Here is an 11,488-nt window from a genome sequence, read left to right as displayed (position 1 = left end):
TCTATACCCCTTTCCCCAGGGTTGTTTGCATGAAATACATTAGGTCTCTTACCCAGCAAAGATTGTGTCTGATGCTGGCTGTCTATATCGGTTTATTTCTGAATGGCGCGGTGTTGTTCAGAAGAGTGGAAGGTTATTTAGAACATCTCACCGTAAGAAATGGAATTTTTGCCGCAATTGAAGTGTTCGGTTCCGTTCTCGCCACATTCTTCCTGTTACGCCTGCTCTCACTCTTCGGCCGACGCACCTGGCAAATTTTGGCCTCACTGGTGGTAATTATTTCCGCCGCTGCCAGTTATTACATGACCTTTATGAATGTCGTTATTGGCTACGGCATCGTCGCGTCGGTAATGACAACGGATATCGACCTCTCGAAAGAGGTGGTCGGAAAAGGGTTTATCGTCTGGACGGTATTAACCTGTCTGATCCCGCTCTTCTTTATCTGGAGTAATACCTGCCGCTATACGTTGCTGCGCCAGCTCCGCACCCGTGGGCAGCGAATCAGGAATATCGCCGTCGTTGTACTGGCGGCCTTGCTGGTATGGGTACCCATCCGCTTGATGGAAAAACAGCAAAAACAAATCGAAAAAGCGACGGGCGTGGATATGCCAAGCTATGGCGGCGTGGTAGCAAACTCCTACCTGCCATCAAACTGGATTTCAGCGCTGGGTCTTTATGCCTGGGCGCAGGCGGATGAATCAAGTGATGTGAAATCGCTCATCAACCCAATGAAAAAATTCAGTTACGAAGCGCCGGGTAACCAACTCGATGATACCTATGTTGTCTTTGTTATTGGTGAAACGACGCGCTGGGATCATATGGGCATCCTCGGTTATGACCGGGATACCACGCCAAAACTGGCGCAGGAAAAGAACCTGGTGGCTTACCGGGGGTATTCTTGCGATACCGCAACCAAGCTCTCGCTGCGTTGTATGTTTGTTCGTGAAGGCGGTGCCAGTGATAACCCACAGCGTACCCTGAAAGAGCAGAACGTATTTGCGGTACTGAAGCAGCTCGGTTTCAGCTCCGATTTATTCGCGATGCAAAGTGAGATGTGGTTCTACACCAACACGCTGGCGGACAACATCTCGTATCGCGAGCAGATTGGCGCCGAACCACGTAACCGCGGCAAGAACGTGGATGACATGTTGCTCCTTGAGGAGATGTCACAGTCCCTGAAGAGCCATCCGCAGGGTAAACATCTGGTTATCCTGCATACTAAAGGCTCCCATTACAGCTATTACCAGCGTTACACGCGTGATTTTGCGAAGTGGCAGCCGGAGTGTGTAGGCATCAATAAAGACTGCAGCAAGCAGGAACTGATCAATGCCTATGATAACTCGGTTCTGTATGTGGATACGTTCCTGAGCCGGGTGATTGACCAGCTTCGTGATAAGAAAGCGATTGTTATTTATGCTGCTGACCACGGAGAGTCAATCAACGAGAAAGAGCATTTGCACGGTACGCCGCGCAAGCTGGCACCGCCTGAACAATTCCGTGTACCGATGATCATGTGGATGTCGGACAAGTACCTGGAAGACCCAGAGAAAGCGAAGATGTTTGCCCACCTGAAAAAAGAGGCAGACATGAAGGTGCCGCGTCGTCATGTTGAGCTGTATGACACCATTTTGGGTTGCCTGGGTTATACCTCTCCTGACGGCGGTATCAACGAAAATAACAACTGGTGCAAACTCCCTGATAGCAAGGCGAAAGCCGCGCAGTAACGCGTCTGGCGAGAATATCGCCAGTTGAAGGGCTTTTTTAATTTAAGGGATTGACGGGGGCGCACCTCAGCAGTAAGATGCGCTCCGCATTCGGCGAGTAGCGCAGCTTGGTAGCGCAACTGGTTTGGGACCAGTGGGTCGGAGGTTCGAATCCTCTCTCGCCGACCACATTTAAAGAAGGGCTAACCGCAAGGTTAGCCCTTTTTGCATTAGCAGCTTACTCATCCTGATTCACCAAAACGCCCCTTATCCCGCCTTCTTCCTGTCTGTTAACGATTTTGTGACATAATCCATTGTATTTTTTTATATATAGATTGATCTTTTTTCGCGTTGCTTATGGATAACCTCAGCATTTTTCGCTGTGCGTTTTAACGTTCGCGGTATTTAGTGCTCAGATAATCACCGTTCTGCAAGAAAATTTACCCGATCTGAATAAAAGTTAATCACTGATTGTTGCGAAATATGAAGATAATTGTGCTGCAACATAGCGAGTAGCATAAATTTCCCTGCTGAAAACTGGCATACATAGTTTTTTTAATCTTTGTTTGCGGTTTCTCACACTCAGCGTAAATCCCCGTCACCTGTATTGACGTTTTCACATTCTGTTGACAGATTGTAGGGCATGAGGGGCATTTCAGGGACGATCTGCGCTGCAACTCAAACGCTCTTCTGAAAGGATTCTCCATCCCTTAAACGCCTTCGGGCATCACCGACCGGACCGGGTAAAAAATAAATAAAGGTCTGGCGGCGTAACACAACAAAGCAAAACATCACATTGGAGCAGAATAATGAGTATTTCCTTGAAGAAGTCAGGGATGCTGAAGCTTGGTCTGAGCCTGGTGGCTATGACCGTGGCAGCAAGCGTACAGGCAAAAACCCTGGTTTACTGTTCTGAAGGCTCGCCGGAAGGCTTTAACCCACAGCTCTTTACCTCTGGTACGACTTACGACGCAAGCTCTGTGCCTATCTATAACCGTCTGGTTGAATTCAAAACCGGTACCACGGAAGTGATCCCAGGTCTGGCGGAGAAGTGGGACGTCAGCGAAGACGGTAAGACCTATACCTTCCACCTGCGCCAGGGCGTGAAGTGGCAGGACAACAAAGAATTCAAACCAACGCGCGATTTTAACGCCGATGACGTTGTGTTCTCCTTCGACCGTCAGAAAAACGCTCAGAACCCATATCACAAAGTGTCTGGCGGCAGCTATGAATACTTCGAAGGGATGGGCCTGCAGGACCTGATCGCTGAAGTGAAAAAAGTGGACGATAAAACCGTTCAGTTCGTGCTGACGCGTCCGGAAGCACCATTCCTGGCTGACCTGGCTATGGACTTCGCCTCTATTCTGTCTAAAGAGTACGCGGACAATATGCTGAAAGCCGGCACCCCGGAGAAAGTGGACCTGAACCCAATCGGTACCGGTCCGTTCCAGCTTCTGCAGTACCAGAAAGATTCCCGTATTCTGTATAAAGCCTTCCCGGGCTTCTGGGGCACCAAGCCGCAGATCGACCGTCTGGTCTTCTCCATCACGCCAGATGCTTCTGTGCGTTACGCAAAACTGCAGAAAAACGAATGCCAGGTCATGCCATACCCGAACCCGGCTGACATCGCGCGCATGAAGCAGGATAAAAACATCAACCTGCTGGAGCAGGCTGGTCTGAACGTGGGTTACCTCTCCTTCAACACCGAGAAGAAACCGTTTGATGACGTGAAAGTCCGTCAGGCGCTGACCTATGCGGTGAATAAAGAAGCGATCATTAAAGCGGTCTATCAGGGCGCGGGTGTTGCCGCCAAGAACCTGATCCCACCAACCATGTGGGGCTATAACGACGACGTTAAAGACTACACCTACGATCCTGAAAAAGCGAAAGCGCTGCTGAAAGAAGCAGGCCAGGAGAAAGGCTTTACCGTTGAGCTGTGGGCGATGCCAGTACAGCGTCCGTATAACCCGAACGCACGCCGTATGGCTGAAATGGTTCAGGCTGACTGGGCTAAAGTGGGCGTTCAGGCCAAGATTGTGACCTACGAGTGGGGCGAGTATCTGAAGCGTGCCAAAGCGGGTGAGCATCAGGCGGTGATGATGGGCTGGACCGGTGACAATGGGGATCCGGACAACTTCTTCGCTACCCTGTTCAGCTGTGCAGCTGCGAAAGACGGTTCTAACTACTCTCGCTGGTGCTATAAGCCGTTTGAAGACCTGATCCAGCCGGCGCGTGCGACTGACGATCACAACAAACGTATCGAGCTGTACAAACAGGCTCAGGTTGTGATGCACGATCAGGCTCCGGCTCTGATTGTGGCTCACTCCACCGTGTACGAACCAGTGCGTAAAGAAGTGAAGGGCTACGTGGTTGATCCACTGGGCAAACACCACTTCGAAAACGTCTCTGTTGAATAATAAGTAGGGTGTTCTCCCTCTCCTTCACGGAGAGGGCAGGGGTGAGGGCGTGCATGCATTCCCTCACCCTAATCCTCTCCTGAAGAGAGAGGGAATTTACATTTGTGAGCAATACAGACGTCACGCCAACTGGTTGTACGTCATCAGAGAGAATCCGGGTTATGTTGCAGTTCATCCTCCGACGTCTGGGACTTGTTATCCCCACGTTTATCGGTATCACCCTTCTCACTTTTGCCTTCGTCCATATGATCCCCGGCGACCCGGTAATGATTATGGCGGGCGAGCGTGGTATTTCACCTGAACGCCATGCACAGCTGCTGGCTGAGCTTGGCCTGAACAAACCACTGTGGCAGCAATACCTCAACTATATCTGGGGCGTGTTGCACGGTGATTTAGGGATTTCGCTGAAAAGCCGTCTTCCGGTGTGGGACGAGTTCGTGCCGCGTTTTAAAGCGACACTGGAGCTTGGTGTCTGTGCCATGATTTTCGCCACTGCGGTGGGTATCCCTGTTGGGGTCCTGGCTGCCGTGAAACGTGGCTCTATTTTCGACCATACGGCTGTTGGCCTGGCGCTGACGGGTTACTCCATGCCTATCTTCTGGTGGGGCATGATGCTGATCATGCTGGTCTCGGTGCAGCTAAACCTGACGCCGGTCTCCGGACGCGTCAGCGATATGGTCTTCCTGGATGATACGAATCCTCTGACCGGTTTCATGCTGATCGATACGGCTATCTGGGGCGAAGAGGGTAACTTCATTGATGCGGTGGCACATATGATCCTGCCTGCGATGGTGCTCGGCACCATTCCTCTGGCGGTAATCGTGCGTATGACCCGTTCTTCAATGCTGGAAGTGTTGGGTGAGGATTACATTCGCACCGCACGCGCCAAAGGTCTGACGCGTATGCGCGTCATTATCGTTCACGCCCTGCGTAACGCCATGCTGCCGGTGGTGACCGTTATTGGTCTGCAGGTGGGGACGTTGCTGGCGGGGGCGATCCTGACCGAAACCATCTTCTCCTGGCCGGGCCTCGGACGCTGGCTGATTGACGCACTGCAACGCCGTGATTATCCGGTAGTGCAGGGCGGGGTATTGCTGGTCGCGACGATGATTATTCTCGTCAACCTGCTGGTCGATTTGCTCTACGGCGTGGTGAACCCGCGTATTCGTCATAAGAAGTAAGGGGCCATCATGTCACACGTTTCTGAAAATAAAGTGGTTACTGCACCGGTTCCCATGACGCCGCTGCAGGAATTCTGGCACTACTTCAAGCGCAACAAAGGCGCGGTTGTGGGGCTGGTTTATGTCTCTGTCATGATCCTGATTGCGGTGTTTGCCAACGTACTTGCACCGTATAACCCGGCGGATCAGTTCCGTGATGCGTTGCTGGCACCGCCAGCATGGCAGGATGGCGGTAGCCTGTCGCACCTGCTGGGTACCGATGACGTGGGCCGCGATGTGCTGTCGCGTCTGATGTACGGTGCGCGTCTGTCGCTGCTGGTCGGCTGCCTGGTGGTCGTGTTGTCGCTGGTTATGGGGATCGTACTCGGTCTGGTTGCCGGCTACTTCGGCGGCATTATCGATAACATCATCATGCGTATCGTCGATATCATGCTGGCGCTGCCCAGCTTGCTGTTGGCGCTGGTACTGGTGGCGATTTTTGGTCCGTCGATCAGTAACGCCGCGCTGGCATTAACCTTCGTGGCGCTTCCCCACTATGTGCGACTCACGCGTGCGGCGGTGCTGGTGGAAGTAAACCGCGACTACGTAACGGCCTCCCGCGTGGCGGGTGCTGGCGCGATGCGTCAAATGTTCGTCAACATCTTCCCGAACTGCCTGGCGCCGCTGATTGTTCAGGCGTCGCTCGGTTTCTCTAACGCCATTCTTGATATGGCCGCTCTTGGCTTCCTGGGCATGGGTGCGCAGCCACCAACACCGGAGTGGGGCACCATGCTCTCCGATGTGTTGCAGTTCGCCCAAAGCGCCTGGTGGGTTGTGACCTTCCCGGGTCTGGCAATCCTGCTGACGGTGCTGGCATTTAACCTGATGGGTGATGGCCTGCGTGATGCACTTGATCCCAAACTGAAGCAGTAAGAGGCACGAGATGGCGTTATTAAATGTAGATAAATTATCGGTGCACTTCGGTGACGAAGGCACTCCGTTTCGCGCCGTGGACCGCATCAGCTACAGCGTAAATCAGGGCGAAGTGGTCGGTATTGTGGGTGAGTCGGGTTCTGGTAAGTCGGTCAGTTCACTGGCCATCATGGGGCTGATTGATTATCCCGGCCGTGTGATGGCCGAAAGTCTGGAGTTTAACGGTCAGGACCTGCAGCGTATCTCCGAAAAGCAGCGCCGCCAGCTGGTCGGTGCGGAAGTGGCGATGATCTTCCAGGACCCGATGACCAGCCTGAACCCTTGTTACACCGTGGGATTCCAGATTATGGAAGCCATCAAAGTGCACCAGGGCGGGAATAAGAAGACCCGGCGTCAGCGTGCGATCGATCTGCTGAATCAGGTCGGTATCCCTGACCCGGCATCGCGTCTGGACGTTTACCCGCACCAGCTCTCCGGTGGGATGAGCCAGCGGGTGATGATCGCCATGGCGATTGCCTGTCGGCCAAAACTGCTGATTGCGGATGAACCGACAACGGCGCTGGACGTGACTATCCAGGCGCAGATCATCGAGCTGCTGCTGGAACTGCAGCAGAAAGAGAACATGGCGCTGGTGCTGATTACGCATGACCTGGCGCTGGTGGCCGAAGCGGCGCACAAAATTATCGTGATGTATGCAGGTCAGGTGGTCGAGACTGGACATTCGCACGATATTTTCCGCGCGCCGCGTCACCCGTATACGCAGGCGCTTTTGCGTGCGCTGCCGGAGTTTGCCCAGGACAAAGCGCGCCTGGCATCACTTCCGGGCGTCGTACCGGGTAAATATGACCGACCGCAGGGCTGCCTGCTTAATCCGCGTTGTCCGTATGCTACAGACAAATGTCGTGCAGAAGAGCCAGAGCTCAACCTGCTTGCTGACGGTCGTCAGTCGAAATGCCACTACCCACTCGATGATGCCGGGAGGCCAACACTATGAGTACGCAACAGGCCACCACGCAACAACCGCTGTTGCAGGCTATCGACCTGAAAAAATACTATCCGGTGAAGAAGGGGCTGTTTGCGCCTGAACGCCTGGTGAAAGCGCTGGATGGCGTATCCTTTACCCTTGAACGCGGCAAAACGCTGGCGGTGGTCGGTGAGTCAGGCTGTGGCAAATCGACACTGGGTCGTTTGCTGACGATGATTGAAGTCCCCACCGGCGGTGAGCTCTATTATCAGGGACAGGACCTGCTCAAGCACGATCCGCAGGCGCAGAAACTGCGCCGTCAGAAAATCCAGATTGTGTTCCAGAACCCGTACGGATCGTTGAATCCGCGTAAAAAAGTGGGACAGATTCTGGAAGAGCCCCTGCTGATTAACAGCAATCTGAACAAAGAGCAGCGTCGTGAAAAAGCGCTGGCGATGATGGCGAAAGTGGGCCTGAAGACCGAGCATTACGATCGTTATCCGCATATGTTCTCTGGCGGCCAGCGCCAGCGTATCGCGATTGCGCGTGGTTTGATGCTCGACCCTGACGTGGTCATCGCCGATGAGCCGGTATCTGCCCTCGACGTTTCTGTGCGTGCGCAGGTGTTGAACCTGATGATGGATCTGCAGCAGGACATGGGGCTGTCGTACGTGTTTATTTCGCACGACCTGTCGGTTGTGGAGCACATTGCCGACGAAGTTATGGTGATGTATCTGGGGCGCTGCGTGGAGAAGGGGACAAAAGAGCAGATCTTTACTCATCCTCGTCACCCGTACACCCAGGCGCTGCTGTCTGCGACCCCGCGTCTGAACCCTGACGATCGTCGTGAGCGTATCAAGCTGACGGGTGAATTGCCCAGCCCGCTGAATCCGCCTCCAGGCTGTGCATTCAACGCCCGCTGCAGTCGCCGTTTTGGCCCGTGCACCCAGTTGCAGCCACAGCTCAAGGATTATGGCGGTCAGCTGGTTGCCTGCTTCGCGGTCGATCAGGATGAGAATGGCGAAAAGCCGGTGGCGTAATCCATCAATAAAAAAACCGGCGCTAAGCCGGTTTTTTTATGTCTGCGTGATTACTTGCGCAGACGGATCTGGTCGACAGCGTGTTTCTCACTCTTGGTGAGGATCAGACTGGCGCGCTCACGGGTGGGCAGGATGTTCTCTTTCAGGTTCACGTAGTTGATCTCATTCCACAGCCCTCTCGCCACATTAATGGCTTCTTCTTCAGAAAGCTGGGCGTAGTGGTGGAAATAGGAGTCAGGATCGGTGAACGCCCCTTCACGGAACTTCAGGAAGCGGTTGATATACCAGTTCTGCAGCAGGTCTTCCGGCGCATCGACATAAATAGAGAAATCGACGAAGTCAGAGACAAACACATGATGGGGATCGTGAGGATAATCCATCCCGCTTTGCAGGACGTTTAACCCTTCGAGGATCAGGATATCCGGCTGAACCACCGTTTTGTCTCCACCCGGGATGCGATCGTAGATCAGGTGCGAATAGACCGGAGCCGTCACGTTAGGCGCGCCCGATTTCAGGTCAGAGACAAACTTCACCAGACGGTGCATATCATAAGAGAGCGGGAAGCCCTTCTTCTTCATAAGCCCGCGTTCCTTTAACACCTCATTCGGGTGCAGGAAACCGTCAGTGGTGATGAGCTCCACGCTGCGGTGCTCTGGCCAGCGGCTCAGTAACGCCTGCAATACGCGTGCGGTGGTGCTTTTACCGACGGCCACGCTGCCTGCAATGCTGATGATATAAGGAATGCGTTGGCCGTTCGTCCCGAGGAACTGCTCCAGCACCGCCTGACGGCGCAGGTTGGAGCTGATATAGAAGTTAAGCAAGCGCGAGAGTGGTAAATAGATTTCTGCCACTTCTTCCAGCGACAGATCTTCGTTTATCCCCTTTAACCGTGCGATTTCGCCTTCCGTCAGCGTCATCGGGACGGAGTCACGCAGTGCAGCCCACTGGCTACGGTTAAACTGAAGATAAGGTGTCATTAACGTTTGCTCTTTTTTGCTCATAAGCATGCTTCAGTGAGCCAGCACAACACAGCGCGTCCGGGCTCAACATAGTTAATTTTGGACAATGGGCAGGAGGTTAACACCAGATGACAGGAATAATAAGAAAAAATATGGGGAAGCGATGCTTTACGCGGGAGTCATCACGATACGGTATAAGTGGTGTAAATCGGGCGTAGATGTTGAATTTTTGACCTTGAGTGGATGAATTTACAGCGGTTAACCCTGGTTTCGAATAAAATGTGAGCGAAAGAACGTTTTATGCAATTTTTTAGTTGCATGACTGCGCATGTCTCCATAGAATGCGCGCTACTTGATGCCGACTTAGCTCAGTAGGTAGAGCAACTGACTTGTAATCAGTAGGTCACCAGTTCGATTCCGGTAGTCGGCACCATCAAGTCCGGTGGGGTTCCCGAGCGGCCAAAGGGAGCAGACTGTAAATCTGCCGTCACAGACTTCGAAGGTTCGAATCCTTCCCCCACCACCACTTTCTGGCAGCGTTAAGCCGCCGGAGCTGGTTTGAAAATTGAATCAGCTCGAACCTAAAAAGAGAGAAATCTCTTTTTTTGTTACAGAAAGAACTGGGTAGCCGAGTTTCAGGATGCGGGCATCGTATAATGGCTATTACCTCAGCCTTCCAAGCTGATGATGCGGGTTCGATTCCCGCTGCCCGCTCCAATACGTGCTGATATGGCTCAGTTGGTAGAGCGCACCCTTGGTAAGGGTGAGGTCCCCAGTTCGACTCTGGGTATCAGCACCACTTCACTTCTCCTTCCCGTTTCTCTCTGTTTCAATTTTACTGTATTCAACAATTCAGGCATTTCGCCTGGTTGATGTGGTGATATCACCGATTTATCCGTGTCTTAGAGGGACAATCGATGTCTAAAGAAAAGTTTGAACGTACAAAACCGCACGTTAACGTCGGTACTATCGGCCACGTTGACCATGGTAAAACAACGCTGACCGCTGCAATCACTACCGTTCTGGCTAAAACCTACGGTGGTTCTGCTCGTGCATTCGACCAGATCGATAACGCGCCAGAAGAAAAAGCTCGTGGTATCACCATCAACACCTCTCACGTTGAGTACGACACCCCGACTCGCCACTACGCACACGTAGACTGCCCAGGCCACGCCGACTATGTTAAAAACATGATCACCGGTGCTGCGCAGATGGACGGCGCGATCCTGGTTGTTGCTGCGACTGACGGCCCAATGCCTCAGACTCGTGAGCACATCCTGCTGGGTCGTCAGGTAGGCGTTCCTTACATCATCGTGTTCCTGAACAAATGTGACATGGTTGATGACGAAGAGCTGCTGGAACTGGTAGAGATGGAAGTTCGTGAACTGCTGTCTCAGTACGATTTCCCAGGCGACGACACCCCAATCGTTCGTGGTTCCGCGCTGAAAGCGCTGGAAGGCGACGCTGAGTGGGAAGCGAAAATCATCGAACTGGCTGGCTTCCTGGATTCTTACATCCCAGAACCAGAGCGTGCGATTGATAAGCCGTTCCTGCTGCCAATCGAAGACGTATTCTCCATCTCCGGTCGTGGTACCGTTGTTACCGGTCGTGTTGAGCGCGGTATCATCAAAGTTGGCGAAGAAGTTGAAATCGTTGGTATCAAAGAGACTGCTAAGTCTACCTGTACTGGCGTTGAAATGTTCCGCAAACTGCTGGACGAAGGCCGTGCTGGTGAGAACGTAGGTGTTCTGCTGCGTGGTATCAAACGTGAAGAAATCGAACGTGGTCAGGTACTGGCTAAGCCAGGCTCAATCAAGCCACACACCAAGTTCGAATCTGAAGTGTATATCCTGTCCAAAGACGAAGGCGGCCGTCATACTCCGTTCTTCAAAGGCTACCGTCCACAGTTCTACTTCCGTACAACTGACGTGACCGGTACCATCGAACTGCCAGAAGGTGTTGAGATGGTAATGCCAGGCGACAACATCAAGATGGTTGTGACGCTGATCCACCCAATCGCGATGGACGACGGTCTGCGTTTCGCAATCCGTGAAGGTGGCCGTACCGTTGGCGCGGGCGTGGTTGCTAAAGTTCTCGGCTAATTGCTGATAACATTTGACGCAATGCGCAATAAAAGGGCATCATTTGATGCCCTTTTTGCACGCTTTCAGATCAGAACCTGGCTCATCAGTGATTAAATTTGTCATAATCATTGCTGAGACAGGCTCTGCAGAGAGCGTATAATCCGAAAAGCGAATTAGCATTTCGATTTGGTTTGCCTCGCAATCGCGGGGTGAAAATGTTTGTAGAAT

Annotated in this window: 8 protein-coding genes and 5 tRNA genes; 12 read left to right on the top strand and 1 reads right to left on the bottom strand. The window is 52.8% G+C overall.

Annotated features, from left to right (window positions below; translation table 11 throughout):
- Positions 1-29: 29 nt before the first annotated feature.
- The 7 genes from eptB to dppF all read left to right on the top strand — a co-directional run bounded on the left by eptB (position 30) and on the right by dppF (position 8,217).
- A complete protein-coding gene (gene eptB / locus HV157_RS13095) occupies positions 30-1,724 on the top strand; it encodes a kdo(2)-lipid A phosphoethanolamine 7''-transferase (protein ID WP_151712455.1) in 1,695 nt (564 codons plus the stop codon).
- A 91-nt stretch (positions 1,725-1,815) separates the two neighbouring features.
- A tRNA-Pro gene (locus tag HV157_RS13090) sits at positions 1,816-1,892 on the top strand.
- Between the two features lie 620 nt (positions 1,893-2,512).
- The gene (gene dppA / locus HV157_RS13085) at positions 2,513-4,120 is read left to right on the top strand and encodes a dipeptide ABC transporter periplasmic-binding protein DppA (RefSeq protein WP_014168145.1); all 1,608 of its coding nucleotides are present in this window, start codon (positions 2,513-2,515) and stop codon (positions 4,118-4,120) included.
- Between the two features lie 161 nt (positions 4,121-4,281).
- The gene (dppB, locus tag HV157_RS13080) at positions 4,282-5,301 is read left to right on the top strand and encodes a dipeptide ABC transporter permease DppB (RefSeq protein ID WP_020882632.1); all 1,020 of its coding nucleotides are present in this window, start codon (positions 4,282-4,284) and stop codon (positions 5,299-5,301) included.
- Positions 5,302-5,310: 9 nt separating this feature from the next.
- Entirely contained in the window at positions 5,311-6,213 is a 903-nt protein-coding gene (gene dppC, locus HV157_RS13075) for a dipeptide ABC transporter permease DppC (RefSeq protein WP_014168147.1), read from the top strand.
- A gap of 10 nt (positions 6,214-6,223) precedes the next feature.
- Entirely contained in the window at positions 6,224-7,207 is a 984-nt protein-coding gene (dppD, locus tag HV157_RS13070; RefSeq protein WP_014168148.1) for a dipeptide ABC transporter ATP-binding protein, read from the top strand.
- On the top strand, positions 7,204-8,217 hold the full coding sequence (gene dppF / locus HV157_RS13065; protein ID WP_151712454.1) for a dipeptide ABC transporter ATP-binding subunit DppF: 1,014 nt from the start codon (positions 7,204-7,206) through the stop codon (positions 8,215-8,217). The genes dppD and dppF overlap by 4 nt, the downstream gene beginning before the upstream one ends.
- Before the next feature lie 50 nt (positions 8,218-8,267).
- On the opposite strand, the gene coaA is transcribed toward dppF, so the two are convergent.
- Positions 8,268-9,218 carry a type I pantothenate kinase gene (gene coaA, locus HV157_RS13060; RefSeq protein WP_025206418.1) on the bottom strand — a complete coding sequence of 317 codons (951 nt, stop codon included), beginning with the start codon at positions 9,216-9,218 and terminating at the stop codon, positions 8,268-8,270.
- Positions 9,219-9,533: 315 nt separating this feature from the next.
- On the opposite strand from coaA, the gene HV157_RS13055 reads away from it, so the two are divergent.
- From HV157_RS13055 to tuf, 5 genes are all read left to right on the top strand, one after another.
- A tRNA-Thr gene (locus HV157_RS13055) sits at positions 9,534-9,609 on the top strand.
- Between the two features lie 8 nt (positions 9,610-9,617).
- Positions 9,618-9,702 (top strand) — tRNA-Tyr (locus HV157_RS13050).
- Between the two features lie 116 nt (positions 9,703-9,818).
- Positions 9,819-9,893, top strand: a tRNA-Gly gene (locus HV157_RS13045).
- 6 nt (positions 9,894-9,899) lie between these two features.
- Positions 9,900-9,975, top strand: a tRNA-Thr gene (locus HV157_RS13040).
- A gap of 118 nt (positions 9,976-10,093) precedes the next feature.
- On the top strand, positions 10,094-11,278 hold the full coding sequence (gene tuf, locus HV157_RS13035) for an elongation factor Tu (RefSeq protein WP_014830236.1): 1,185 nt from the start codon (positions 10,094-10,096) through the stop codon (positions 11,276-11,278).
- Positions 11,279-11,488: the final 210 nt, after the last annotated feature.

The sequence above is a fragment of the Enterobacter sp. RHBSTW-00318 genome, from assembly GCF_014101375.1.
Lineage (GTDB): Bacteria > Pseudomonadota > Gammaproteobacteria > Enterobacterales > Enterobacteriaceae > Enterobacter > Enterobacter ludwigii.
The sequence above is the reverse complement of the archived record's forward strand: the minus strand, read 5'-3'. Positions and strand labels throughout refer to the sequence as shown.

What these genes read in the sequence shown, in the direction of transcription:
- eptB (WP_151712455.1), top strand. Translation starts at nt 30, where the DNA reads ATGAAATACATTAGGTCTCTTACCCAGCAAAGATTGTGTCTGATGCTG.
- dppA (WP_014168145.1), top strand. Translation starts at nt 2,513, where the DNA reads ATGAGTATTTCCTTGAAGAAGTCAGGGATGCTGAAGCTTGGTCTGAGC.
- dppB (WP_020882632.1), top strand. Translation starts at nt 4,282, where the DNA reads ATGTTGCAGTTCATCCTCCGACGTCTGGGACTTGTTATCCCCACGTTT.
- dppC (WP_014168147.1), top strand. Translation starts at nt 5,311, where the DNA reads ATGTCACACGTTTCTGAAAATAAAGTGGTTACTGCACCGGTTCCCATG.
- dppD (WP_014168148.1), top strand. Translation starts at nt 6,224, where the DNA reads ATGGCGTTATTAAATGTAGATAAATTATCGGTGCACTTCGGTGACGAA.
- dppF (WP_151712454.1), top strand. Translation starts at nt 7,204, where the DNA reads ATGAGTACGCAACAGGCCACCACGCAACAACCGCTGTTGCAGGCTATC.
- coaA (WP_025206418.1), bottom strand. Translation starts at nt 9,218, where the DNA reads ATGAGCAAAAAAGAGCAAACGTTAATGACACCTTATCTTCAGTTTAAC.
- tuf (WP_014830236.1), top strand. Translation starts at nt 10,094, where the DNA reads ATGTCTAAAGAAAAGTTTGAACGTACAAAACCGCACGTTAACGTCGGT.